Below are 25,879 nucleotides of genomic sequence, written 5' to 3' on the forward strand. Positions count from 1 at the left end.
AGCGGACCATGAGATATCGCACCAGAGTGACGGCACCCGCGGCCGCCCTGCTCGGCACCGCCGCCGCCCTGACCGGCCAGAACGCCGCCCACGCCGCGACCACGGCGGCCGGCGCGGACGGCACGGCCACCGCGGCCGCCCGGACCGGTGGGGGCGGTCCGGCACCCGCGCCCGAGACCCTCGGGGACCCGGTCTACCCGGACCTCGGCAACGACGGCTACCGGGTCCGCGCCTACCACCTCGACCTCGCCTACGACGCCGGCACCGCCCTGGTGGACGCCACGGCCACGCTGCGGATCCGGGCCACCCGCCGCCTCACCCGGCTCTCCCTGGACGCCCTGGGGCTCGACGTGCGCTCCGTGAGCGTCGACGACCGCCCCGCCGAGTTCGAACAGGTGGCCGAAAAGCTGCGGATCACCCCGGCCCGGGCGCTGCCCGACGGCGCCAAGGCCCGTGTGCGCGTGACCTACGGCGCGGACCCGCGCCGCACGCTCCCGCACACCGCCTGGGTGCCCACCCCGGACGGTTTCGCGATCTGCCCGCAGCCCGACTCCGCGCACACCGTCTTCCCCTGCAACGACCACCCCTCGGACAAGGCGGACTTCAGCTTCCGCATCACCGTCCCGGCCGCTCTGAAGGCCGTCGCCAGCGGCTCCCTCGTGCGCACCGAGGCCCTCTCCGGCGACCGGACCGCGTACACGTACCGCTCCCGCTCGCCGATCGCCACCGAGGTCGTCCAGATCACCGTCGGCGACTACGTGGTCAAGGAGCGGCAGGGCCCGCACGGGCTGCCCCTGCGCGACGTCGTGCCCGTCGCCCGCGCCGAGGCCCTGGAGCCCGCCCTCGCGCTCACCCCGGCCCTGGTGGACTGGGTCGAACAGCGGCTCGGCGCCTACCCCTTCGAGACGTACGGGCTGCTGCCCTGCAACAACGACGCCCCGAACGCCTTCGACTTCACCGGCCTGGAGACCCAGACCCTCACCCTGTACAAGCCGAACTACCTCCTCCAGGAGGAGTCCAAGATCGGCTCGCACATGATGCACGAGCTGGTCCACTCCTACTTCGGCAACAGCGTCAGCCCCGCCACCTGGGCCGACCTCTGGCTGAACGAGGGCCACGCCGACTTCTACGGCCTGCTCTACCGCTACGAGCGCGGCTGGGCGGACTCCCTGGGCCTGACCACCCTGGAGGCCCGGATGCGGGCGACGTACGCGCTCGGCGACCAGTGGCGCAGGACCTCGGGCCCGGTCGCCTCGCCGACCGCCGCCACCCTCTTCGACTCCCAGCGCTATCTGGGCGGCGTCCTCGTCCTGTACGCGCTGCGGCAGTTGATCGGCGAGGACGCCTTCGGCGCCGTCGAGCGGGCCTTCCTCGCCCGCTACCGCAACGCCTCGGCGTCCACCGACGACTACATCGCCGTCGCCTCCCGGGTCTCCGGCCAGGACGTCTCCGGCTTCCTGCGCGACTGGCTGTACGGCACGACGACCCCGCGGATGCCGGGCCACCCCGACTGGACGGTCACCCCGGTGCCGCCGTCCCTCGTCGCCCCGCACCGGCGCACGACGGGCGCGCACCGGCACGAGAACTCCGCCACTCTCTGAGATAGTTGACGGCCAGTCAGTTGTCGAGGCGGGCGGCGGCGAACACGTCGCCCGCCTCGTCCGGAGTGCGCTGCTGCGGGATGACCACCGCGGCGCCCGGCTGGAGCGAGACGTTGCGGGCGGGCGCCGGGATCCGGATGCCCTCGTCCCGGAAGCGGCGGTGCAGCCGCTTGATGAACTCGTGCTTGATCCGGTACTGGTCGCTGAACTCGCCGACGCCCAGGATCACCGTGAACCCGATCCGGCTGTCGCCGAACGTGTGGAAACGCACCGCCGGTTCATGCTCCGGGACCGCGCCGGTGATCTCCGTCATCACCTCGGCGACGACCTCCGTCGTGACCCGCTCCACATGCTCCAGATCGCTGTCGTAGGCCACCCCGACCTGCACCAGGATCGTCAACTGCTGCTCGGGACGCATGAAGTTGGTCATGTTCGTCTTGGCGAGCTGGCCGTTGGGGATGACGACGAGGTTGTTGGAGAGCGCCCGCACCGTCGTCTGACGCCAGTTGATGTCCTCGACATAGCCCTCCTCGCCGCTGCTCAGCCGGATGTAGTCACCGGGCTGCACGGTCTTGGAGGCGAGGATGTGGATGCCCGCGAAGAGGTTGGCGAGCGTGTCCTGAAGGGCCAGCGCCACGGCCAGACCGCCGACGCCCAGCGCGGTGAGCATCGGCGCTATCGAGATGCCGAGGCTCTGGAGCGCCACCAGGAAGCCGATCGCGAGGACCAGCACCCGGGTGATGTTCACGAAGATCGTGGCCGACCCCGCGACCCCGGAGCGGGAGGAGGTCACGGACTGCACGAGCCCGGCGACCACCCGGGCCGCCGACACCGTCACCGCGAAGATCAGCAGCACCGTCAGGCACTGGTTGACGGTGTGGTGCACCGCCCGGGTCAGCGGCAGCACCGCCGCGGCCGCCGCCGCGCCGCCCGCGATCGCGGCCCACGGCACCATCGTGCGCAGGGCGTCCACCACGACGTCGTCGCCGTTCCACTTGGTGCGCTTGGCGTGCTTGGCCAGCCAGCGCAGCAGTCCGCGCGACAGGAAGGCCACCAGGAAGCCCGCGGCCAGCGCGATACCGGCGAGGACGCCGTCGTCCAGAGTGAGCGCGCGGTTCACCGGCCGCCTCCGGAGGGCCGCCGCGCCGCGAACCGGGCCGCCGGGGGCCGGATGTGAAGACTCGTCACCTTGTCACCTGCTCGTTTCCGGGATGTGCGGTCGCGCCTCCGCCGAACGCGGGCGCGACCGTTCATCCTGCCGTATCCGGCACGGCAGTTCGTACCCCGCGCTCTCAGCGGGCGGACGTCTTCGGCCAGTTCACAGGCGTTGCGCCCCCGGCGCGCGCGTCGCTCAGATCACCTTCAGCCGCACCAGTGCGCCCAGCGTCAACGCCCCCGGCAGCAACGGCAGCCAGACGGTGACCGCCCGGAAGGCGAGCACCACGGCCGTCGCCGGTGCCACCGGGGCGCCCGCCGCGACCAGCGCGAGCACGAGCGCCGCCTCCACCGAGCCGATCCCGCCCGGGGTGGGCACCAGCGCCACCGCGACCGTCGCCGCCAGATACGCCACCGCCATGTGCGCCACCGGCACCGGAAGCCCCAGCGCCAGGCCCACCGTGACCAGCGCGGACGCCTGGAGCACCGGGAACGCCAGGGCGCCGCCCCACAGCGCCAGCGCCCTGGCGGGACGGCTGTGCACCGACCGCGCCTCACCGAGCGCCGTCCGCAGGAACGACCACACCGCCCGCCGCAGCCGCCGTACGAGGATCAGCGCGGTGGCCGCGAGGAGCACGGCCGCCGCCGCGGCGGCCACCAGGGGACCGAACGCCGACTCGGGCAGCAGCGCGCCGAACCGCAGCGCGTCGGGGAACACCAGCAGCAGCACCGCCAGCAGACCGACCCGGGCGACCCCCTCCGCCAGCAGATACAGCGCGAGAGCCGCCGAGGAGCGGGCCAGCGGCACCCCGCACACGGTCATGAACCGCAGATTGACGGCGCTCGCGCCCAGGCCGGTCGGCAGCAGATGGTTGGCGGCGCCCGCCGCGAACTGGGTCGCCAGCAGCCGCAGCCGGGGCAGCCGCTCCACCACGGCGCCCTGCCGGGTGACGGCCGCCGCCACCCAGGTCAGACAGGTCACCGCGGCCGCCGTCAGCAGCCAGGGCCACTCGGCGGTGCGCAGCCGGCCGAGGCCCTCGGCCAGCACCGCGTGGTGCCGCACCGCGACCACGGACACCAGCAGGACCGGCACGAGACACAGGACCCGGCGGACGGGGAACCGCCGGGGGGCACGGGGGAGGGGGACGGTCGTCACACTCGCAGAGGGTCGCGGCACGGGGCCAACCAGGGGTAGCGGGCGCGGGGACGGGACGTTTCGTACGGTCATCGGATCCTTCGCACGGGGAGACACCGGACCGGCGCCGGGCTTGACCTCAACATTGGTCGAGGTTCTACGTTCGCTGCCATGAGCATGGACGCCACCGCGTGGACGCAGTTGTACAGCGTCATGAACGCCCAGCAGGAACGCCGCCCCTTCGACCCCGCCACCCTGCGCCGCATCGGCGCGTTCGCCCGGCCGCACCGCCGCCGGATCGCGCACTTCGTCCTGCTCGGGGTGGTGTCCGCGCTGCTCGCCGTCGCCACGCCCGTCCTCGCCGGACGGGTCGTCGACGCGATCGTGTCGCACGGCGACGCGGACACCGTCGTACGCCTCGCCCTGCTGATCGCGGGGATCGCGGTACTGGAGGCGGCGCTCGGCATCCTGGGCAGGAGGCTGTCGGCGACGCTCGGGGAGGGGCTCATCCTCGATCTGCGCACGGCCGTGTTCGATCATGTGCAGAAAATGCCGGTCGCGTTCTTCACACGTACCCGTACGGGAGCGCTCGTCTCCCGACTCAACAACGACGTGATCGGCGCTCAGCGCGCGTTCAGCAACACCCTCTCCGGAGTCGTCGCCAACCTGGTCACCCTGGTCCTCACCCTCGCCGTCATGCTCACCCTGTCCTGGCAGGTCACCCTGCTCGCGCTCGTCCTGCTGCCGGTGTTCGTGATCCCGGCCCGCCGGATGGGCCGCAAGATGGCCGGCATGCAGCGCGAGGCGGCCGCCCTCGACGCCGCGATGGGCACCCGGATGACCGAACGGTTCTCCGCGCCCGGCGCCACCCTCGTCAAACTCTTCGGCCGCCCCGAGGACGAATCCGCCCAGTTCGCCGAACGCGCCTCCCGCGTCCGTGACATCGGCGTGCGCACCGCGACCGCCCAGTCCGTGTTCATCACCTCCCTCACCCTCGTCTCCGCCCTGGCCCTCGCCCTCGTCTACGGCCTCGGCGGCCGGCTCGCCCTGAACGGCACCCTCGACCCCGGCGCCGTCGTCGCCCTCGCCCTGCTCCTCACCCGCCTGTACGCGCCCCTCACCTCACTCGCCGGGGCCCGCGTCGAGGTGATGAGCGCCCTGGTCAGCTTCGAGCGGGTCTTCGAGGTGCTCGACCTGACACCGCTCATCGAGGAGAAACCCGACGCCCGCGAGGTCCCCGAAGGACCCGTCTCCGTCGAGTTCGAGGACGTCCGCTTCGGCTACCCGTCCGCCGACAAGGTCTCCCTCGCCTCCCTGGAGGAGGTCGCCACGCTCGACACCCGCGGCGGCGCCGAGGTGCTGCACGGCATCTCCTTCCGCGCCGAACCCGGCCGCACCGTCGCCCTCGTCGGCTCCTCCGGCGCCGGCAAGTCCACCGTCGCCCAGCTCCTGCCGCGCCTCTACGACGTCGACGGCGGCGCCGTCCGGATCGGCGGCGTCGACGTCCGCGACCTGACCGCCGCCTCGCTGCGGGCCACCCTCGGCATGGTCACCCAGGACGGCCACCTCTTCCACGACACCGTCCGCGCCAACCTGCTGCTCGCCCGGCCCGCCGCCGGCGAGGACGACCTGTGGGACGCGCTGCGCCGCGCCCGCCTGGACGACCTGGTCCGCGCCCTGCCCGACGGCCTCGACACCGTCGTCGGCGATCGCGGCTACCGGCTCTCCGGCGGCGAACGCCAGCGCATGACCATCGCACGGCTGCTGCTGGCCCGCCAGCGCGTGGTCATCCTGGACGAGGCGACCGCCCACCTCGACAACACCTCAGAGGCGGCCGTGCAGGAGGCGCTCACCGAGGCCCTCAGCGGCCGCACCGCCGTCGTCATCGCCCACCGGCTGTCCACCGTGCGCGCCGCCGACCTCATCCTCGTCGTCGAGGCCGGCCACATCGTCGAACGCGGCACCCACGACACCCTGCTGGCCGCCGACGGCCGCTACGCCGAGCTGTACCGCACCCAGTTCGAGGAGCCGGCGGCGCCCGCCCTGCCCTGAGGTCAGGTGATCTCCTTCGTCACGTCCCACACGCGGGGCCCGTCGTCGTAGCCCGCGGTGACGATCAGAGGAGGGCCCTCGGCCGGGCGCACCTGGCAGGCCCCGCGCACCCAGCCGTGGCCGCTGATCAGCCCGGCGAGGTCCATGCCCAGGGAGGCGGCGCGTTCGCCGGTGGCGGGGTCCCAGACGGCGGTGCCGGGGCCGTCGCCGCCCGCCACCAGCAGGGTCCGCCCGCCGACGTCCGCCCGGCACAGGGCGAACACCGGGCCGGTGCCCGAGGTGAACGCCCTTACCTCGCACCGCCCTTGCAGGTCCCACAGCCGGATCAGCCCGTCCCGGCCGGCGGAGGCCAGCAGGGCGTCCCCGCCGTCGGACACCGTGCCGTCGGACCCCTCGCCGTCGGACCCCGTGTCGCCGGACACCTCGCCGTCGGGGACCTCGCACAGCGTCCACACGAACCCGCGATGCCCCGTCAGCTCCACCTCCGGCTCACCGGACTCCGCGTCCCACACCGTCACCGAGCCGGTGCCGTGCCCGGCGGCCAGCAGGGTGCGCCCGCCCGCCCGGAGCCGGGTCAGCGCGAAGATCCAGCCACGGCCGCGCCCGGTGTCGAACGCGCGCACCAGCCGGCCGTCGGCCGGGTCCCACATCCGGAGCACCCGGTCCCGCCCCGCCGACGCCAGCAGCTCGCGCCCCGCCACGTCGACCGTGCACAGGGCGTTCACCCAGCCGCGGTGCCCTCGCAGGTCCGCCACCCGGGCGCCCCCGCCGTCGAGGTCCCAGAGCCGGACCACACCGTCCCGCCCGCCGGACGCCAGCAGCGGCCGCCCGTCCGCCCGTACCTCGCACAGCGCCCGCACCCAGGTGCGCGGCCCGGCGAGCACGGCCACGTCCTCGCGGGCCACCGGATCCGCCAGCCGGATCACCTTGCGATGCCCCGCGTACGCCACCAGCACGCGGCCGCCCACCGTGACCTCGCAGACCGCCTCGTACACCGGTCGGAACCGGAACCTGCCCACACCGTCCTCCTCGTCCCGCACACGCTCAGCTCCGCCGTGCAAGCAGCGTGATCCTTCGCGACGCGGCGGGCCGTGACGACCGTGGTGTTACGTAGGCCGGTTACGTAATCGCCGCCCGGCGGCGGATGCTCTTCCGCGAGGCGCGAGATCCGGCCGTCGCACGACGGGACGGAGGGGACTGTCCGTGACGTACGACAGAATGACCGGACAGACCACCACGGGGCGCGGGGGCGTGACGGATGACGACGGAACGGACACCGCTGATCGGCAGAGACGCCGAACTCGCGCGCGTCGACCGTGCCCTGGCGGACCTCATGGCCCCGCAGACGGACCTCATGGACCCGGTGGGCGACGCCGACGCACGACCCGCGGTGCTCGACGTCAGCGGCGAGGCCGGCATCGGCAAGAGCCGCTTCGTCCACGAACTGTGCCGGCGCGCCGCCCGGCTCGGCGCCGGCGTGCTGCGCGGCCGGGCCACCGAGTACGAACGCCACATCCCCTTCCAGCCGTTCACCGACGCCTTCGCCGACCTCGACCCGGCCGTACGCGCGTCCTTCCCGGCGGCCGCCGAGGCCGCCCCCGTCCTCACCGGCGCCCCCCGCGGCGCCGACCGCTTCGGCCTGCACCGGGCCACCGCCGCCCTCCTCGCCCACGCCGCCACCGACCCCCTGGTGATGGTGCTGGACGACATGCACTGGGCCGACCCCGCCTCCCTGGAACTCCTCGACCACCTCGTACGGCACCCCCCGCGCGCCCGCGTCCTGCTGGTCGTCGCCCGCCGCGCCCGGCAGAGCCCCGCCCCGCTCACCGCCACCCTGGTCCGCGGCACCGACACCGGTGCCGTGCACCGCACGGTCCTCGGACCGCTCGCCGAACGCGACTGCGTCGAAGGGCTCACCGCCGGACTCCCCACCGACCAGGCCATACGGCTCTTCACCGCCAGCGAGGGCAACCCGCTCTACCTCCTCGCCCTGCTCCAGGCCCACCGGGAGGGCGCCTCCGTGAGCCGGCTGTCCACCACCGGCCTCGGCGCGCTGCTCCTCGACGAACTCACCCCGCTGACCGCACCGCAGCGCCGCCTCGTCGAGACGGTCGCCGCGCTCGGCGACCACGCCACCCCCGCCCTGCTCGCCCCCGTCACCGGCCGCACCCCGGCCGACCTCGCCGCCGACCTGAGCGAACTCACCCGGCGCGACCTGCTGCGCACCGGCCCGCACGGCCGCCTCGCACTGCGCCACCCCGTGCTGCGCAGCCTCGTCCACGACGGCACCGACACCTGGCTGCGCACCGAGACCCACCGGCTCGCCGCCGCCGAACTGGCCCGTGCTGGCGCCCCGTTGGCCGAACGCGCCCACCACGCAGAACGCTCGCTGTCCGGCTACGACCCGGCGACCGTCGCCGTCCTCACCGAAGCCGCCGAACAGGCCGCGCACACCGCGCCCGCGAGCTGCGCCCACTGGCTCGACGTGGTCCTGCGCCACCTCCCGCACACCCCCGACCGCGCCGTCGAGCGCCGCTCGCTGATGCTGTCCCGGGCCCGCGCGTTGGGCGCCTGCGGACAGCTCAGGGAGAGCCGCGACCTGCTCCACCAGGTGATCGCCATGCCCGACCCCGGCGGCGACGGCGCCGGATCCCGGGCCTCCGCCGTCGTCCTGTGCGCCGTCATGGAACGCCACCTCGGCCGCTACTCGGAGGCCGTCGCCCTGCTCCGCCGCGAACTGCACCGCGACGACCCCGTCCCCTCGCCCGCCGACCAGGTCGCCCTCGGCCTGGAACTGGGCTCCTCCGCCCCGCACGACACCTCGTACCCCACCGTCCGCGCCGACGTCGCCCGCACCCTGGAGGTCGCCCGCGCCCTCGGCGACGACGTGGGCGTGGCCGGCGCCCTGTCCGTCGCCGCGCTGGGGGAGGCGTACGAGGGGGAGATGGCCGCCGCCGACCGCTACGCCCGCCAGGCCGCCGACCTCGTCGACTCGCTGCCGGACGACGACCTCACCGGCCTGTGCGAGCAACTGGCCCGGCTGGGCTGGGCGGAGGCGTTCCTGGAACGCCACGCCGACGCGGAACGGCACGCCGACCGGGGCCTCGCCATCGCCCGCCGCACCGGACAGCTCTATCTGCTGCCCCATCTGCTGCTGTGCAAGGCGCACGTCCACGTCCAGATCTGCCGGCCGGTGTCGGCGGTCGAACTCTCCGACGAGGCCGAGGACATCGCCCGCGGCATCGGCAGCGACGAACTCCTCGCCTTCGTCCTCGCCACCAAGGCGCACGCCGTGGTCGCCGCCTGCCCGCCCGGCGACCCCCGCCCCCTCGCCGTCGCCGAGGAGGCCGTCGCCGCGGCCGGTCTCGGCGGCAACTGGTGGGCCTCCATCGCCTGGTGCATGCTCGGCTACGCCGCCCTCACCGCCGGGGACACGGCCCGCGCCCAGGAAGCCGTGCTGTACGCGGGCGGGCCCGGGCTGCGGCGGCTCCAGCCGTCGATGCGGCCGCTGTTCCTGGAGGTCCTGGTGACGGCCGCCGTCGCCGGCGGGGACCTGGAGTCCGCCAACGAGTGGGCCGAGCGGGCCCGCGAGGAGGCCGAGCGGCTCGACCTGCCCGCGCAGCGGGCCTCGGCGATGCGCAGCGCCGCGCACATCCCGCTCGGCCTCGGGGACGCCCGCGCGGCGGCCGAACTGTTCGTGTCCGCCGCCGACGAGGCCGCCCGCAGCGGCGCGCTGTTCTGGGAGGCGTTCTCCCTGCTCATCGGCGCGCCCCTGCTCGCCGCCGGCGGCCCGGAGGGACCCCGGCAGGGGCAGGCCGCCTGGCAGCGCGGGCTGCGGCTCGCCGCCGCCGGGGGAGCCGAGATGCTGACCGGCCTGGCCGAGGCGATCCGCCCCGCGGTGGCCGGCGCCTCCGAGGGACCCGAGCGCCGGCTCGCCGAACTCACCGCCCGCGAACGGGAGATAGCCGGCCTCGTCGCCGAGGGTCTGACCAGCCCCTCCATCGCCGACCGGCTCTGCCTCAGCCGCCGCACGGTCGAGACCCACGTCTCCCGCATCTACCGCAAGACCGGCGTCTCCTCCCGGGCCGCCCTCGCAGCACTGATGGCGGGCCGCCCCTCGGGCCACCCGTTCACGGGCTGACCCGCCCTCACCCGGTGACGTCCCGGTACTCACCGAGCCAGCGGAAGCCGCCCCCGGCCGCCCGGAACAGATACATCGCGTCGGTGTAGCGGTAGGCGGCGGCGTCGTAGCGCAGCCGCTTGGTGACGCCCCGGTGGTCGGTCTCGCGCAGCCGCCCGGTGACGGCGGCCCGCTCCGCGCGGGGCGCCCCCAGCGCCGTCATCGCGCGGGCGACGAACAGCGCGGCGTCGTACGCCTCGGCCGCGTACCAGCCCGGGGCGGTCCCGAAGCGCTTCCGGTGCGCGGTCACGAAGGCCCGCGCCGCCGGCACCCGGACCGGATCGAGGAACGCCGCGGCGAACACCCAGCCCTCGGCGGCCGCACCCGCCGCGGTCAGGAAGCGTGGATCCAGGGCGCGTTGGGTGGCCAGCCGCGTCCCCGAGAAACCGGCGGCAGCCAGCGCGCGGGCCAGCCGGGCAGTACGCGCGTACCCGCCGGAGAACACCACCGCGTCCGCCCGGTCGGCGGTCACCGACGCGGCCAGGGCACGGAACGCGGCGTCCGAGTCGTCCCCGGCGGCGAGCGTGCGCCGGACCGTGGTGCGCCGCGCGGACCGCACGGCGTCGTCCACCAGCCCGAGGGTCTGCCAGCCCGCGTCGCCCACGGCCGCGTCGTCCACCAGCACGGCCCGGCCCGCCGGCACGGACCGCACGAGGTGCGCGGCGATTGGTGCCGCCAGCGTCATGTCGTCGGGTCGCAGCGCCGCGTACGACCGGTCGGCGACGGGCGACACCCCGACCAGCCCGACCGACACCGAGACCATGGGCAGCCGGGCCTTCCCGTAGAGGGAGAGGACGGCCTCGGCGCAGGCGTCGGTGGTCGGCCCGATCACCGCGCGGACCTGCTCGTCGCCGATCAGCCGCCGGGCGACCCGTCGCGCCCGCGCCGGATCTCCGGCGTCGTCGTGCACGTGGAGCGCCAGGTCGAAGGCGCGCCCGGTACGGGAGTTGAACCGTTCGACGGCGAGCCGCACCCCGTGCTCCTGGGCCTGTCCGACGGCACGGCCCGCGCCGCTCAGGTCGGCGTGCACGGCGAGACCCAGCCGCGGCAGCCGCGCTCCGCCGCCCGACGCGGAGGTGCGCCCGGGGCCTCGCGCCGTCCACCAGGCGGCCGTTCCGCCCGCCCCCAGGACCCCGGCGACCGAGCCGAGCACCAGGAGACGACGGCGCGTGCCGCCGCCGGACGGCTCGTCACCGCCGGGCACGGTGTCGGCCGACGGCGTGCCCGGCACCTCGGTCGCCTCGACGGCCGGCAGCGCGAGGACGGCCGCGGCGCGGCGCGCGATCAACCGGGTGACGGATTCCGGGAGTCGACCCGCGCCGCCGTCGCCCTGACGGTCGAGGGCCGTCCGCACCTCGGCCATGGCCGGGCGGCCCCCCGGCTCCTTGGACAGACAGCTCCGCAGCAGCGGCAGCAGGGGCGCCGGGACACCGTCCAGATCCGGGTCGTCGTGGACCGTACGCATCAGCACGCCCGGCGTCGCGCCCGCCCCGAAGGGGCGCTCACCCGTCACGGCGTACGCCAGCAGACAGCCCAGCGCGAAGACGTCGGCGGCCGGACCGATCTCCCGCCCCCTGCCGAGGGCCTGCTCCGGGGCGAGGAAGCCGGGCGAGCCGACCACCGCCCCGCTCGCGGTGAGCGCGGTGTCCTCCGGGGCACGGGCGATCCCGAAGTCGATCACCCGGGGGCCGTCGACCGCGAGCAGCACGTTGCCGGGCTTGACGTCCCGGTGCACAAGCCCCGCCGCGTGCACCGCCGCCAGCGCCTCGGCGAGCCGGGCGCCCAGGAGACGGACCGAGGCGTACGGCAGCGGCCCGCACTCCTCCACCGCCTCCGACAGCGCGGGGCCCGGCACGAACGCGGTGGCGAGCCACGGCGACCGCGCGTCCGGGTCCGCGTCGAGCAGCGGCACCACCCACGGGCTGACCACCCGGCCCGCCGCCGTCACCTCACGCCGGAACCGCGCCCGGAAGCCCGGGTCGCCGGCGTGCGCCGCGCGGATCACCTTCACCGCGGCGAGCGCGCCCCCGGCCGAACGCCCCAGGTACACCACGCCCATGCCGCCCGCACCGAGCCGGCGCAGCAGCCGGTACCCCCCGATCGCGGCCGGATCGGCACCGCGCAGCGACTCCATCGACACCCCCTCAGGCGGACACCTGGAACGGCGCCACGCCCTGGTACGCGAACCGGCCGCCGACGACCTTCCACAGATGCACGCCGGTGCCGTCGATGACCAGGGTCCCGGTCTTCGCGTCGAACGCGAACTTCTTCGTGATCCCCTCGTAGCCGGCCGAGCGCAGCGCCGTCGCCAGGCCGGGGCGGGCCGCCTTCCCGGCGCCCAGGGCGACCAGCCTGCCGGCGACCATGCGGGCCACGTCGTAGGTCTCGACGGCGTACGGCTCCGGCGGCGCGCCGTACCGCTCGCGGTGGGCGGCGCTGAACGCCTTGGCCCCCGGGGCGGCGGAGGCCGCGGCCGAATCCATGACCGTGGCCACGATCACCCACCCCTCGGCCGCGTCCCCGGCGGCCGACAGGAACCGGGCGTCCAGCACCCCCTCGGCCGCCGTCCGCGCGCCCCGGAAGCCACGCCCGGTCAGTTCCCGGGCCAGCAGGGCGGCCCGGTCGTGGTAGCCGGCGAAGACCACGGAGTCCGCGCCGCCCTCGGCGAAGGCGTCGAGGGCGGGCCCGAAGTCGGACCGCAGCGCGCTGACCACCTTCGGCACGGCGGGCAGCCGGCCCTTCTGCCGGATCCGGGTGAGGGTGCTGCTGATCTCCCAGGCGTAGGCGTCCGCCGCCCGGTCGTCGATGATCCCGACGCTCCGCGACCCGGCGGTGCCGCGCAGATACACGTCGAGATAGAACGGCAGCACCGTGTCCGTCACCCGCGCCTGGAGGAAGGACCGGCTGCCCGCCGCGCCGAGCGCGCTGCCGCCGGGCGCCACCGCGATCAGGGGCAGCGACGCCGCGTCGTAGGTGGCCAGCGAGGCGAGGGTGGTGGCGTCCGTGGTGGCGCCGATCACCGCGAGCACGGAACGGTCGGCGACCAGCTCCGCGGCCGCCGCGCGGGACCGGCCGGGGTCCCCGCCGTCGTCCACGGTCCGCACGGCGAGGGTGAACGGCCGCCGCGCGTCGGCGTTGAACTCCGCGACGGCGAGCCGCAGTCCACGCTCCTGGGCCCGGCCGACGGTCCGTTGGTCACCGCTCAGATCGGCGTGCAGCCCGATGGTGCGGACGGGTTTCCCGGATGCGGAGGCGCCGCCCGTACCGCCGTCGCCGTCGGAGAGGGCCGCCCACAGGGCCGCACCGCCGCCGACCGCCACGGCCGCGGCGCCGACGCCCAGCAACAGGAACCGGCGCCTGAGTGGCCCACCTGCCTTGCCCTCGGCGTCGACCTCGGTGTCGTCGACGCCGGGCAGCGCGAGGGAGGCGGCCGAACGCTCGGCGATCAGCCGGACCAGGGGCTCGGGCAACCACCCGTCGTCGGTCGCACGCTCCTCCGGTACGGCGGTCCCGTCGGCGTCCGCCCGCCATGCCACCCGGGGATCGGGCATCGGCGTGCCGGTGGTCGGCCGGCCGAGGAGGTCGGCGAGGTCGTCGGCCGTGGGCCGCCGAGCCGGTTCCTTCGCCAGGCACCGCCCCACCACCTCGGCCAGCTCCGCCGGGAGCCCCTCCAGATCCGGCGCGTCGTGCGCCGTGCGGTACAGCAGCCCGTCCGCCGCGCCGGTGCCGAACGGAGGCCGCCCGGTGGCCGCGTGCGCCAGCACACAGCCCAGCGAGAAGACGTCACCGGCCGGAACCGGCTCCACCCCGCCCCCGGCCTGTTCCGGAGGCAGATAGCCGGGCGTGCCGACGACGACCCCGGTCGAGGTGAGCGAGGTGTCCTCCGGGCCCCGGGCCACGCCGAAGTCGATCAGCCGGGGCCCGTCCGGGGCGAGCAGGACGTTGCCCGGCTTGACGTCCCGGTGCACCAGACCGGCCGCGTGCAGCTCCCGCAGGGCCTCCGCGAGCCGGGCGCCCAGGACGCGCAGACTCCGTACCGGAAGCGGGCCGTGCGCGGCGATCGCCTCGGCGAGCGAGGGGCCCGGCACGAACACGGTGGCCAGCCAGGGCTGTACGGCCCCCGGGCCCGCGTCCACGAGGCCGGCCACCCAGGGGCTGTCCGTCCGGCGGGCGGCGTCCGCCTCGCGCCGGAACCGCTCCCGGAACGCCCCGTCCTCGGCGTACTCGGCCTGGATCACCTTGAGCGCGACCAGCGTCCCGCCGGGCGAGCGTGCCAGGTACACCACGCCCATGCCGCCGGCGCCGAGGCGCCCGAGCAGCCGGTGGCCCGCGATCCGGGCGGGGTCGGTGGCGAGCAGCGGCTCCGTCACTTGGCCTCCAGCCGCTGCCGGACGCGTTCCAGCATCCGGGCGAGGGCGTTGCCGCCCAGTTGGTCCAGTTCGGCCTGGGGGTGATTCTTCGAGCCGGTCACGGAGACGGCCACGACGACCGTGCCCAGCCGGGCGAGCATCCACCGGTACGGCTGGGCCGCGCCGCCGCGCTCGGCGTACAGGCCGACCTCCAGGACCGAGTCGTCGGCGTAGTTCTGCTCACGGGCGCCGAAGGGCGTGCCGGTCGAGGTCAGACCGCTGATCAGCTCGCCGTCCCGGGGCCGCTGCTCCGGACAGCGCAGCACCTCCTCCAGGGTGGTGACGAGCTGTCCGTCGGCGCTCGTCACCGAGGCGTGCACGGTGGCCACGGCCGTCACCGTGACGGAGCCCGCGCCCCCGGCGTCCCGCCGCACGCTGTACCGCGACAGCCCGGCCAGCACCCCGGCGGGAAGCCGCTCGCGCTGCCACCGGCAGTCGCCGTCCAGGACGGCCCAGGTACCCGGCGTGCTCTCGGCCGGGTTCCGGGCGGTGAAGCCGCGCCCCCAGTCGGCCGGTGTGAACACCACGGCGTCGACGAGACTCCGCCCGCCGGAGGCGGTGGCGGGCACGAGCGAGGGGTCGGGTGCGAAGACGGGGGAGGGAGTCGTGGAGACGGGGGAGGGAGCACCGGCGGCGGACGGCGGACGCCCGGACCCGGACGCCGTACGGTCACCCGCCTCGTCCCCGTCACCTCCCGGAGCCGAACACCCGCCCACCAGCACACCCGTCACCAGAAGCGGCACCCAACTCCTGTGCCGTCGGCGGGTCTTGTCTCCCACTCGGTCCCCTCGTCCCCCGTGCCCGTCCCCGACTCCCCGAACGTAGACGGCCGATGGGAGGACGGGCCTCAGTAGAAACACGTATCCGGATACGTATTCCGTCCGGTGCGCGGTTGCGCCCGTCAGCAGGATGGGTGATCCCGGGTGGCCGGGGGCGGGGCCGGTGTCAATACTCCTTGATGTCGGCCCTCTCCGACGCGCCGCCGTACTCCGCACCCCTCCCGGAACGCGGCCGGCTGTCCCCCCACGACAGAAAAGGCCCCCGCATGTCTCGATCGGCGCGCTCGGCGCTGCACCGGATCCGTCCGGTCACCGCCCTGGCCACGGCCGCCACCGCCCTCCTCGGCGCCTGCCTCCTCCAGCCCGCGACGGCCGTGGCCGACACGGCCGACACCGCCGCCCCCGCGGAGTCCGCCGCCGTCGGCGCCCCCACGGGTGTCTCCGTGCTGTCCGGACAGTGGACGCGGCCGTGGGCCATCACCTTCCTGCCCGACGGCAAGCAGGCGCTGGTCACCGAGCGGCGCAGCTCCACCGTCTGGCTCCAGGGCAGGGACGGCACCAAGAAGAAGGTCGGCACGGTGCCGAACACCGTCTACCCCTCGCCGGCCCGCCGGGTGGGCAGCGGCGGACTGATGGGTGTCGCCCCGTCACCGACCTGGAACGGCACCACCGACCAGGACGTCTTCTTCGTGCACACCGCCGCCAGTGACATCCGGGTCGTGCGGATGCGCTTCGACGGCACCTCGCTGAGCGGCTACACCGTCGTCCTCGGCGGCATCACCCGCGGCGGCGACCACAACGGCGGCAAGATCGCCTTCGGCCCGGACGGCTATCTCTACGTCGCCGTCGGCGACGCCCTCAAGCGCAACCTCGCCCAGGACAAGAACTCCCTCAACGGGAAGATCCTGCGGATCACCAAGTCCGGTGCCGCGGCCCCCGGGAACCCGTTCGGCACCCGGGTCTACAGCTTCGGCCACCGCAACCCGCAGGGCTTCGCCTGGGACTCCCGCGGCCGGCTCTGGGCGAGCGAGATCGGCGAGTCCACCTGGGACGAGCTGAACCTGATCACCCCCGGCGCCAACTACGGCTGGCCCACCTGCGAGGGCTCCTGCGGCAAGGCCGGACTGACCGACCCCAAGAAGGTCTGGCACCCGGACGAGGGCGGCGTACCGGCGCAGATCGCCATCGCGAACGACGTCGTCTACGTCTCGACCCTGCTCGGCCAGCGGCTCTGGGCCCTGCCCATCGACAGCACCGGCAAGGGCGTGAAGACCGGGACGTCGTACTACAAGAACAGCTACGGGCGGCTGCGGGCGATCGCCAAGGTGCCCGGCGCCGACGAGCTGTGGCTCGGCACGACCGACGGCGGCGACGACAAGGACCGCATCCTCAAGATCACCGTGAAGTGACCGGCCCCCGACTCCCCTCCGTCCCGTATCCGTACGCAGGGGTGAACCCCACCAGCCTCACAGGAAGGCACACCACCATGAACGAGACCACCGAGCGGACCCGGCAGACGGCCGCCGCACCCACCGCGGAACACACCGACCACGGCGCCTGGCAGACGCCCGGCTACACCGTCGTCGACACCGCGCTGGAGGTCACCGCCTACTCCCTCGCCGCCCGCTGAGCACGCCGCCATGCTGCTGCGTGTGCTCGGCACCGCGGCCGGCGGCGGCGTCCCGCAGTGGAACTGCGCGTGCCCCGGGTGCTCCGGGGCACGCGCGCATCCCGAGCGGCGCCGCCGGCACGCCTCCCTCGCGGTCCGTACGGACGACGGCCGCTGGTACCTCGTCAACGCGACCCCCGACCTCGGCGACCAGATCGAGGCCCACCCCTGCCTCCACCCCGGCCCCGGACCCCGGCAGACCCCGATCGCCGGGATCGTCCTGACCGACGCCGAACTCGACCACACCCTGGGCATCGCCCGGCTGCGCGAGGCCGACGCCCTGGAGATCCACGCCACCGCCCCGGTCCGCGGCGCCCTCGACGAACGGCTCCGCCTCGGCGCCGTCCTCGGCCCCTACACCACCCTGACCTGGCGCGATCTGCCCTGCCACGGCGCGCGGTCCCTCACCGGCGACACTTCCGGCCGGCCCGACCGCGGCCTGCGGATCAGCGCCGTACCCGTCTCCACCAAACGCCCCAGCTACGCCGCCGACGCCCCCGAGGACGACGCCTGGGTCGTCGCCCTGCGCCTCTACGACCCGGCCACCGGCGGCACCGCGCTCTACGCCCCCGCCGTGGCCGCCTGGTCCGACACCCTGCACCGGGTCGCCGCCGAGGCCGACTGCGTCATCGTCGACGGCACCTTCTGGGACGACGAGGAACCCCGCCGCACCGGCATCTCCTCCCGCACCGCCACCGGCATGGGCCATCTGCCGATCGACGGCCCCGGCGGCACCGCCGGCATCCTCGCCGGACTGTCCGCGCGCCGCCGCCTCTACACGCACCTCAACAACACCAACCCCCTCGTCGACCCCGCGGCGGAGCAGCACAAGCGGCTCGCCCGGCTGGGCATCGAGGTGGCCGACGACGAGATGGTGATCGAGCTGTGACCACGGCACTCGCCCCGCAGACCGCCCCCTGGACCCCGGCCGAGTTCGAGGACCGCCTGCGCACGGTGGCCCAGGAGCGCTACCACGACCGCCACCCCTTCAACGTCCGGATGCACGAGGGCGACCTCTCCCGGGACGAGGTCCGCTCCTGGATCGCCAACCGCTTCCACTACCAGCGCCATATCCCCGTCAAGGACGCCCTGATCACCGCGAAGCTCGACTCCTCGCGGCTGCGGCGCATGTGGCTGCGCCGGATCGAGGACCACGACGGGCGCGGCGAGGGCGAGGGCGGCATCGAACGCTGGCTGCGGCTCGGCGAGGCGGCGGGCCTGGACCGCGAGGACCTGTTGTCGGGCGACGCCGTCCTGCCGGGCGTCCGGCTCGCGGTCGAGGGATACGTCAACTTCTGCCGGCTGCGCCCGCCGCTGGAGGCCGTCGCCGCCTCGCTCACCGAACTGACCGCGCCCGGCCTGATGCGGCGGCGCATCGACGCCTTCGAACTCCACTACCGCTGGATCGAGCCGGACGGCCTCGCCTACTTCCGCACCCGGGTCGACCAGGGGCGGCGCGACAGCGCGGAGGCGCTCGCGCTGGTCCTCGAATGGGCCGTCACCCGGGAGCAACAGGAACGCGCGATCGCCGCGCTCACCTTCAAGTGCGACGTCCTGTGGGCCCTGCTGGACGCGGTGCAGTACGACGCGGTGCGCTACGACGCCGTACGGGGCCGGGGATGACCGCCGCGGCGGCCGGCCGCGCCTGGCGCCCCGCCCTCGCCCCCGCCCTGATGCTGCGTCACGACCCGGTGCGCGGCGCCGATCTGCTGGTCCTGCCCGAACGGGTCGTCGTCCTCACGGGCCACGCCGGTCAGGTCGTCGGCCTGTGCGACGGCACCCGCACCGTGGACGGCATCGTCGGCACGCTGGCCGCACGCCACCCCGGCGCCCCGGTCGCCACGGAGGTCCCGGCCTTTCTGGACGGGATGCGGCAGAAGGGCTGGCTGAGATGACCGTCCCGCACCCCGCCCCCGGCGAGGCGCCGCCCCGCCCCTGGGCCCTGCTCGCCGAACTCACCCACGCCTGCCCGCTCCACTGCCCCTACTGCTCGAATCCCCTAGAACTGGCCCGCCGCTCATCCGAGTTGACGGCGGCCGAGTGGGCGGACGTGCTACGGCAGGCGGCCGCGCTCGGAGTCGTCCACACTCACCTCTCCGGCGGCGAACCGTTGCTCAGGGCGGACCTGGAGCAGATCGTCGCCGCCGCCGAGTCCGCCGGCGTCTACACCCAGCTCGTGACCAGCGGCACCGGACTGGACGAGGCCCGCCTCGACGCGCTCCGGGCGGCCGGGCTGCGCAGCGTCCAGCTCTCCGTGCAGCACGCCGAGGCCACCGCCAACGACCGGATCGCCGGCCGCGTCTCCTCCTTCGCGGCCAAGGAGCGGGCGGCGGCCCTGGTCCGCGCGGCCGGGCTCCCGCTCGGCCTCAACGTGGTGCTGCACCGCGACAACCTCGACGCGATCGGCGCGCTCGTCGACCTGGGCGTCTCCTGGGGCGTGGACCGCATCGAGCTGGCCAACACCCAGTTCTACGGCTGGGGCCTGCTCAACCGGGCCGCGCTGCTGCCGACCCGCGAGCAGTTGGCCCGCGCACGGGAGACCGTAGAGCGGTGCCGCGAGCGGCTGGCGGGCGAGGTCGAACTCGTGTGGGTCGTGCCCGACTACTTCGACGGCGTCGCCAAGCCCTGCATGGGCGGCTGGGGAGCCGTCTCCCTCACGGTCACGCCGGACGGCACGGCCCTGCCTTGCCCGGCCGCCGCATCCCTCCCGAACCTCGACCCGCCCAACGTCCGCGACCGCCCGCTCGACTGGATCTGGGACCACTCCCCGGCGTTCGCCCGCTACCGCGGCACGGACTGGATGACCGGCCCCTGTTCCACCTGCCCCCGCCGCGAGGAGGACCATGGCGGCTGCCGCTGCCAGTCCTACGCCTTGACCGGCGACCCCACCCGCACGGACCCGGCCTGCGCCCTCTCCCCGGACCACCACATCATCCACACCCTGACCACCCCGACCGCGCCCCCACCCCGGTACGTCCCCCGCCGCCCGGGAGCGGCACCACGACCGGTGCCCTGACCGCGTCCGCTCACACGGGGGCCGCCCGCACGGACCCGGCGCGCGGGCCGGCGCCGGACCACCGCGTCATCCGTAGCGTGTCCGGCGGGTGGGCTGAACGTCGCCGCTCACACGGCGCGGCCCGGGCCGCCCACACGGGGCGGCCCGCAGGGGCTGCCCGTACGGGACGGCGGCTCGCACGCGGCCGCCCGTATGGGGCCGCTCGCACGGGTCCGCCCGCCCGCGTCGGCGGCTGCCGGCGTATGCCCTTACCGGCGACGCCGCCCGTACTGGCCCGGCGTGCGCGCTTGCGCCGGACGATCACCTCGTCCGCGCTCTTGCCGCGCCGCAGCCGTACGGCGACGGGTGCCCTGAGCGGGGCTGCTCACGGGCGCTGCCCGTTCGGGGCCGCTCACCTGCGGCCGCCCGTATGGGACCCCGCTCGCACGGGTCCGCCGGTATTGGCGACAGCCGCCGTCAGACGTACGCCCTCACCGGTGACGCCGCCCACCCCGACCCGGCGTGCGCGCTCGGCCCGGACCGCCACCTCCTCCGCACCTTGGCCTCCCCGAAGCCGGCCGCGCCGGCCCGGAGCCGTACCGCGACGGGCGCCCTCAGCGGAGCTGATCACGGGCGCCGCTCGCACCGGTCCGCCCGCCCGCGTCGGCGACAGCCGCCGTCAGACGTACGCCCTCACCGGTGACGTCGCCCACCCCGACCCGGCGTGCGCGCTCGCGCCGGACCGCTCACCTCGTCCGCCCCCTGGCCGCCCGGGGCCGCCCGGCCCAGAGGCACCTGCGCCGCTGCTCCCTTACGTCTTCCGCCGTGCGGGAGTCGTACCGCCCCGGGTGAGCTGAGCGCGTCCGCCCACATGGCGCCGCCCGCGCAGGGCCGCCACGCTGGACGACTCACACGCGGCCGTCCGCACGGGGCCGCCCGCACGCGGTCGTTCACCTCAGGCCACTCACACGGGATAGGCGTGAGTCTGCGCGGCCTTCACCGTTGCCCAGATCTCCGTGCCGGGGTGCAGGCCCAGTTCCGCCGCCGCGACCGTCGTGAGGTCGGCGGCCAGGGGGAGTTCGCCGGTGAGGTCGGCTCGGATCTGGTCGCCGTAGGACTCCAGGCCGGCCACTTCGCAGCGCCAGAGGTTGCGGGCGCTGGTGGCGGTGGGGCGGTCGCGGTGCAGGGTGACCGCGCTCGGGGGGAACGCCACGAAGACCGGTCCCGACAGGTCCTCCGTCGTCGTCAGGCTGGGGCCGGAGTCGAGGCGTACCGTGTGCCCGTCGGCGCGGCCCTGGTAGAGGTTGAGGCCGACCAGCCGGGCGATGTAGTCGGTGCGCGGCCGGCGGGCGATGTCGGACGGGGAGCCCTCCTGCACGGTCAGGCCGTCCTCGACGACGATCAGCCGGTCGGCGAGGACCATCGCGTCGAGCGGATCGTGGGTGACGAGGACGGCGACGGCCTCGAACTCGGCCAGATGGCGGCGGAGTTCGGCGCGTACCTCCAGGCGGGTGCGGGCGTCGAGCGCCGCCAGGGGCTCGTCGAGGAGCAGCAGCCGGGGCCGGGTGGCCAGCGCGCGGGCGAGGGCGACGCGCTGGGCCTGGCCGCCGGAGAGGCGGCGCGGCTTGGCGCCCGTGTGCGCGGACAGGCCCATCCGTTCCAGCCATACGGTGGCCTGGGCGCGGGCCTCCGCCTTGCCGACGCCCTGGCAGCGCGGCCCGAAGGCCACATTGTCGAGGGCGGTGAGGTGGGGGAAGAGCAGGTAGTCCTGGAAGACCACACCGACCGGCCTCGACTCGGGCCGGGTCCGCTCCAGCGACGCCCCGTCCAGCCGCAGATGCCCGCCGGTGAGCGGGACGAGGCCGGCGAGGGCGCGCAGCGCGGTGGTCTTGCCGGCACCGTTGGGGCCGAGCAGCGCGACGACGTCACCGGGCGCGGCGGTGAGCGCCACGTCCAGCCGGAAGTCGCCGCGGTCGACGACGAGACGTGCGTCGAGACCGGCCGGGGCACCGGAAACAGCGGCCGTCATGAGGCCGTCGTCCAGCGGTCGCGCAGTCCGGCGAGGACCGCGATCGACACGGCCAGCAGCACCAGGCTGAGCGCGATCGCCGCCTCCGGGTCGCTCTGGAGGGCGAGATAGACGGCGAGCGGCATGGTCTGGGTACGGCCGGGGAAGTTGCCGGCGAAGGTGATGGTCGCCCCGAACTCGCCGAGCGCCCGCGCCCACGCGAGCACCGCCCCCGCGGCGACGCCCGGCGCGATCAGGGGCAGCGTGACCCGGCGGAACGCGGTGAAGCGGGAGGCGCCCAGGGTGGTGGCGGCCTCCTCGTAGCGGGGGTCGGCGGCGCGGAGCGTGCCCTCGACGCTGATCACGAGGAACGGCATCGCGACGAACGCCTCGGCGACCACCACACCGGCGGTGGTGAAGGGCAGGGTGATCCCGAACCAGGCGTCGAGCCACTTGCCGACGACGCCGTTGCGGCCGAGGGCCATCAGCAGGGCCACACCGCCGACCACCGGGGGCAGCACCAGCGGCAGGGTGACGAGGGCGCGCACGAGCCCGCGCCCGGGGAACTCCACCCGGGCCAGCAGCCAGGCCAGCGGCACGCCGAGCACCAGGCTCACCGCGGTGGCGGCGGTGGCGCAGACGAGCGACAGCCGCAGCGCCTGCCACACCTCGGGGCTGGTGAGCTGGTCCGACAGGGTGCCCCACGGGGTCCGCACCAGCAGCGCGACCAACGGCAGCACCAGGAACGCCAGCCCCAGCAGGGCGGGCAGCAGCAGCGGCAGCGGGACACCGCGCCCCACCCGGTTGCGGGGGCGCCCGCGCCGTGGACCGCCCGTCAGGGTGTCGGCCACGGCGGCGGGCTTGTCGTGCGGGGAGGTCACGGCTGGAGGAACCCGGCCCCCGTCAGGACCTTCTGGCCCTCGGGCGACTGCACCAGCGCGATGAACGCCTCGGCGGCGTCGGCGTTCGGCGCGTCCTTCAGCAGGGCGATCGGATAGTCGTTGACGGCGTCGGCCGACTCGGGGAAGTCCACGCCCTCCACTTTGTCACCCGCGGCGTTCACATCGGTCTTGTAGACGACGGCCGCGTCGGCCTCTTTCAGCTCGACCTTGGTCAGCGCGGACTTGACGTCCTGCTCGTAGGAGACCGGGGTGAGCTTCAGCCCGCTCGCGTCGAGGGCCTTCTGCGCGGCGGCGCCGCACGGCACCTCCTTGTCGCACAGCACGACCTTCAGCCCGGACTTGGTGAGGTCCTTGAGGGAGGTGATCTTGTCGGGGTTGCCGGGGAGGGTGGCGATCTCCAGTTGGTTGCGGACGAAGGTGACCGGCTCGGTGGCGTTGTCCTTCGCGTCCGTCACGATCTTCATCGTCTTGGGGCTGGCGGAGGCGAACACGTCGGCAGGCGCCCCGCCGGTGATGCTCGCGGCCAGCGAGTCACTGCCGCCGAAGTTGAACGTCACCTTCGTGCCGGGGTGGGCCTTCTCGAACTCCTTGCCCAGCGTCGTGAAGCTCTCCTTGAGGGAGGCGGCGGCGAACACGGTGACGGTGCCGGACAGCTTCTCCGAGCCGCCGGACGCGGACGGCGAGGAGCCGGCGGAGTCGGAGTCGTCGGAGGAGGAGCAGGCGCTCAGGGCCAGCAGCACGGCCACCCCGGCACCGGCGGCCCGAAGGGTGCGGGGGGTGCGTCGGGCGCGGCGCGCGGAAGCGGTCGTCACGGTCTGACTCCTTCACATGGAACTCTTCAGGGAACTCTTGCGAAACTCACGATGCCTTCGCCGATCATACTGGCGCATATGCGAGGTGTAAGACCCTTGTCTCATTGCATGAGCTGGACCTTCCGATCATCAGGCCTGGCATGTGCGTCCGTACAGAACGGATAACTCGCTGGCGGCCCGGCCCCGGCCCGCACGACCATGGCGCGCATGACCGAAGAACCCGCACGCTGGACCCAGGCGACCGTCTACCCCGACATGTGGACCGACCCGGCGGACGACCCCCGCAACAGCGACGGAGTCAGCCCGGACGGCGAACTCGCCACCCTCCAGGACTTCCTGACCAACTACCGCCACACCCTGCGGATGAAGTGCGACGGCCTGGACCCCGAGCAACTGGCCCGCCGCTCGGTCCCCCCGTCCACGATGTCGCTGCTCGGCCTGATCCGGCACCTCGCCGAGGTGGAACGCGACTGGCGCAACTGGATCACCGACGCCGACCCGCTGCCGAAGCTGTACGGCGTCCGTGACGCGGACTTCGACCAGGCGATCGGCGACCAGGCGACGGTGGACGCCGCCCACGCCGACCTGGCCCGCGAACAGGCCGCCACGGACGCCGCCCTCGCCGCCCACCCCGACCTGGGCGAACGCCTCGGCAAGGACGGCATCGCGGTCCGCGAACTCCTGATCCACCGCATCGAGGAATACGCCCGCCACTGCGGCCACGCCGACCTCCTCCGCGAACGCGTGGACGGCCGAGTGGGGCAGTGACCCGGTGGGCGGTCACGCGGTGCCGCCGATCAGTACCCTCGGCGCAAGTGCTGGACGCGACTTCAGGGGCGGGCGATGGACAACGAGATTCAGCTCATCAGCGACGACGATGGGCTGATGGTCATGGGCCGTGCGGCGGACGTCGACCGCTTCCTCGTCTCGGAAGGACTGTCGCCCTCCCAGGACCTCGGATCGCATTGGCTCAAGTCCGTCTTCGACGCCGGGGCCGCGGTCGCACAGGCAGGTTCGGAGCTGGCGGAGAACTCCGGCCGCTGGGTGAAGCTCACCCCGAAGTCGGCACAGCTCGTCAGAAAGTACGGACTGAGGGAAAGCTCGAAGACGGGCCTCGGCACAGGGGTGTTGAAGGGGCAGAAGGGTCAGATCAAGGGGTTCGTGGAATTCGCGAAGGCACCCCGATCGCTCATGACCAACCCGACGGCTCTCGCCAATGCCGCGAAGCTCATGTCGCAGGTCGCGATGCAGCAGAGCATGGAAGAGATCTCCGACTATCTCGCCACGATCGACGCGAAGGTCGACGACGTGCTGCGCGCCCAGAAGGACACGGTGCTGTCCCGCATGATCGGAGTGGGCTTCGTCATCGACGAGTCCATGACCATCCGGGAGAAGAGGGGCAGGGTCGACGAGATCATGTGGTCGAAGGTGCAGGACGCGCCGACGGCGATCGCGGAGACCCAGGTGTACGCCTTGCGCCAACTCGACGCGATCGCGGACAGGATGGAGCGCCAGTCCAAGATCGGCGATCTCGCCACCGCGGTCAGGGAGGCCGAGGCCCCGGTCCGGGAGTGGCTCGTCGTCCTGGCCCGCTGCTTCCAACTGCAGGACGCGATCGCCGTACTCGAACTCGACCGGGTGCAGGACGCGTCCCCGGACGAACTGGACGCCCATCGCCTCGGTTTGAAGGCCGCCCGGCAGGACCGGCGGGACCTCATATCGCGCAGTACCGAGCGGCTGGTGGCCCGGATGAACGCGGTCGCCGGCAGGGCCAACGCGAAGGTGCTACTGCACCCGGCCAAGTCCCCGGCCGTGGTCCAGTCGAGCAACCAGGTCGCGATCGGCGTCCACGACTTCCACGAGCGGCTAGGGATCGAGTCCGGAGGCTGGTCGTCCGACGCGAGACGATGGGCCGACGCGGCCGCCGAGGTCCGGGACAAGGCGCTCGAGACCGGAGCGAAGGGCGTCGACGCCGCCAGAAGCCGCGGCAAGGTGACCCTCGACCGCGCAGGTTCGGCCACGGGCAGACTCGCCGTAGGAATCGCCGAGCGAGCACGCCGCCTGCGCGGGGGCGAGCCGGGAGGGAACGAGTAGGGCTGAGCGACCACCGGCACCGTCGCGATGCGCGGCACGAGCCATACGGAGAGCACGCTCGTTCCCGCCGGGCTGCGGACGGCCGCTG

Annotated in this window: 20 protein-coding genes; 11 read left to right on the forward strand and 9 right to left on the reverse strand. The window is 74.4% G+C overall.

Annotated elements, in window-relative coordinates; genetic code table 11:
- The first annotated feature begins 8 nt into the window (after window positions 1-8).
- Window positions 9-1,601: a M1 family metallopeptidase gene (locus AFM16_RS33205; RefSeq protein WP_078636128.1), complete on the forward strand. Its 1,593-nt coding sequence runs from the start codon at window positions 9-11 to the stop codon at window positions 1,599-1,601.
- A 16-nt stretch (window positions 1,602-1,617) separates the two neighbouring features.
- On the opposite strand, the gene AFM16_RS33210 is transcribed toward AFM16_RS33205, so the two are convergent.
- Both AFM16_RS33210 and AFM16_RS33215 read right to left on the reverse strand, forming a co-directional pair.
- Entirely contained in the window at window positions 1,618-2,721 is a 1,104-nt protein-coding gene (locus AFM16_RS33210; protein ID WP_078636129.1) for a mechanosensitive ion channel family protein, read from the reverse strand.
- A gap of 231 nt (window positions 2,722-2,952) precedes the next feature.
- Window positions 2,953-3,912 carry a lysylphosphatidylglycerol synthase transmembrane domain-containing protein gene (locus AFM16_RS33215; RefSeq protein WP_245177861.1) on the reverse strand — a complete coding sequence of 320 codons (960 nt, stop codon included), beginning with the start codon at window positions 3,910-3,912 and terminating at the stop codon, window positions 2,953-2,955.
- A 156-nt stretch (window positions 3,913-4,068) separates the two neighbouring features.
- On the opposite strand from AFM16_RS33215, the gene AFM16_RS33220 reads away from it, so the two are divergent.
- Window positions 4,069-5,943 carry an ABC transporter ATP-binding protein gene (locus AFM16_RS33220; protein WP_078636131.1) on the forward strand — a complete coding sequence of 625 codons (1,875 nt, stop codon included), beginning with the start codon at window positions 4,069-4,071 and terminating at the stop codon, window positions 5,941-5,943.
- A 2-nt stretch (window positions 5,944-5,945) separates the two neighbouring features.
- Here the strand turns inward: AFM16_RS33220 and AFM16_RS33225 are convergent, their stop codons facing one another.
- Complete coding sequence (locus tag AFM16_RS33225) at window positions 5,946-6,962, reverse strand: WD40 repeat domain-containing protein (RefSeq protein ID WP_167797299.1); 1,017 nt, start codon at window positions 6,960-6,962, stop codon at window positions 5,946-5,948.
- 239 nt (window positions 6,963-7,201) lie between these two features.
- Here AFM16_RS33225 and AFM16_RS33230 point away from each other — a divergent pair, with 239 nt between their 5' ends.
- Window positions 7,202-10,084: a helix-turn-helix transcriptional regulator gene (locus AFM16_RS33230; protein WP_179123336.1), complete on the forward strand. Its 2,883-nt coding sequence runs from the start codon at window positions 7,202-7,204 to the stop codon at window positions 10,082-10,084.
- Between the two features lie 7 nt (window positions 10,085-10,091).
- Here AFM16_RS33230 and AFM16_RS33235 read toward each other — a convergent pair whose 3' ends face one another.
- From AFM16_RS33235 to AFM16_RS33245, 3 genes are read right to left on the reverse strand one after another with little or no spacing between them, the layout of a single operon-like run.
- The gene (locus tag AFM16_RS33235) at window positions 10,092-12,257 is read right to left on the reverse strand and encodes a bifunctional serine/threonine-protein kinase/ABC transporter substrate-binding protein (RefSeq protein ID WP_078636133.1); all 2,166 of its coding nucleotides are present in this window, start codon (window positions 12,255-12,257) and stop codon (window positions 10,092-10,094) included.
- 10 nt (window positions 12,258-12,267) lie between these two features.
- A complete protein-coding gene (locus AFM16_RS33240; RefSeq protein WP_078636134.1) occupies window positions 12,268-14,493 on the reverse strand; it encodes a bifunctional serine/threonine-protein kinase/ABC transporter substrate-binding protein in 2,226 nt (741 codons plus the stop codon).
- Window positions 14,490-15,101 carry a hypothetical protein gene (locus tag AFM16_RS33245; RefSeq protein WP_051780694.1) on the reverse strand — a complete coding sequence of 204 codons (612 nt, stop codon included), beginning with the start codon at window positions 15,099-15,101 and terminating at the stop codon, window positions 14,490-14,492. The genes AFM16_RS33240 and AFM16_RS33245 overlap by 4 nt, the downstream gene beginning before the upstream one ends.
- Before the next feature lie 476 nt (window positions 15,102-15,577).
- Between AFM16_RS33245 and AFM16_RS33250 the strand changes: the two genes are divergently transcribed.
- From AFM16_RS33250 to pqqE, 6 genes are all read left to right on the forward strand, one after another.
- Window positions 15,578-16,720: a PQQ-dependent sugar dehydrogenase gene (locus AFM16_RS33250; protein WP_078636136.1), complete on the forward strand. Its 1,143-nt coding sequence runs from the start codon at window positions 15,578-15,580 to the stop codon at window positions 16,718-16,720.
- A 77-nt stretch (window positions 16,721-16,797) separates the two neighbouring features.
- Entirely contained in the window at window positions 16,798-16,941 is a 144-nt protein-coding gene (pqqA, locus tag AFM16_RS33255; protein WP_078636137.1) for a pyrroloquinoline quinone precursor peptide PqqA, read from the forward strand.
- 10 nt (window positions 16,942-16,951) lie between these two features.
- Entirely contained in the window at window positions 16,952-17,869 is a 918-nt protein-coding gene (gene pqqB, locus AFM16_RS33260) for a pyrroloquinoline quinone biosynthesis protein PqqB (protein WP_078636138.1), read from the forward strand.
- Window positions 17,866-18,603: a pyrroloquinoline-quinone synthase PqqC gene (pqqC, locus tag AFM16_RS33265; RefSeq protein WP_030790514.1), complete on the forward strand. Its 738-nt coding sequence runs from the start codon at window positions 17,866-17,868 to the stop codon at window positions 18,601-18,603. Before pqqB ends, pqqC begins: the two co-directional genes overlap by 4 nt.
- A complete protein-coding gene (pqqD, locus tag AFM16_RS33270) occupies window positions 18,600-18,875 on the forward strand; it encodes a pyrroloquinoline quinone biosynthesis peptide chaperone PqqD (RefSeq protein ID WP_030790512.1) in 276 nt (91 codons plus the stop codon). Before pqqC ends, pqqD begins: the two co-directional genes overlap by 4 nt.
- Window positions 18,872-19,996, forward strand: a complete 1,125-nt coding sequence (pqqE, locus tag AFM16_RS33275; RefSeq protein ID WP_078636139.1) for a pyrroloquinoline quinone biosynthesis protein PqqE — start codon at window positions 18,872-18,874, stop codon at window positions 19,994-19,996. The genes pqqD and pqqE overlap by 4 nt, the downstream gene beginning before the upstream one ends.
- Window positions 19,997-20,939: 943 nt before the next feature.
- On the opposite strand, the gene AFM16_RS33280 is transcribed toward pqqE, so the two are convergent.
- From AFM16_RS33280 to modA, 3 genes are read right to left on the reverse strand one after another with little or no spacing between them, the layout of a single operon-like run.
- On the reverse strand, window positions 20,940-22,004 hold the full coding sequence (locus AFM16_RS33280; RefSeq protein ID WP_078636140.1) for an ABC transporter ATP-binding protein: 1,065 nt from the start codon (window positions 22,002-22,004) through the stop codon (window positions 20,940-20,942).
- On the reverse strand, window positions 22,001-22,864 hold the full coding sequence (locus AFM16_RS33285; protein ID WP_030790506.1) for an ABC transporter permease: 864 nt from the start codon (window positions 22,862-22,864) through the stop codon (window positions 22,001-22,003). The genes AFM16_RS33280 and AFM16_RS33285 overlap by 4 nt, the downstream gene beginning before the upstream one ends.
- Entirely contained in the window at window positions 22,861-23,697 is an 837-nt protein-coding gene (gene modA, locus AFM16_RS33290; protein WP_030790502.1) for a molybdate ABC transporter substrate-binding protein, read from the reverse strand. Before modA ends, AFM16_RS33285 begins: the two co-directional genes overlap by 4 nt.
- 207 nt (window positions 23,698-23,904) lie before the next feature.
- On the opposite strand from modA, the gene AFM16_RS33295 reads away from it, so the two are divergent.
- Both AFM16_RS33295 and AFM16_RS33300 read left to right on the forward strand, forming a co-directional pair.
- Window positions 23,905-24,465: a DinB family protein gene (locus AFM16_RS33295; RefSeq protein ID WP_078636141.1), complete on the forward strand. Its 561-nt coding sequence runs from the start codon at window positions 23,905-23,907 to the stop codon at window positions 24,463-24,465.
- A gap of 75 nt (window positions 24,466-24,540) precedes the next feature.
- Complete coding sequence (locus tag AFM16_RS33300; protein ID WP_078636142.1) at window positions 24,541-25,791, forward strand: hypothetical protein; 1,251 nt, start codon at window positions 24,541-24,543, stop codon at window positions 25,789-25,791.
- Window positions 25,792-25,879 lie beyond the last annotated feature (88 nt).

The sequence above is a fragment of the Streptomyces antibioticus genome (assembly GCF_002019855.1).
Classification (GTDB): Bacteria; Actinomycetota; Actinomycetes; order Streptomycetales; family Streptomycetaceae; genus Streptomyces; species Streptomyces antibioticus_B.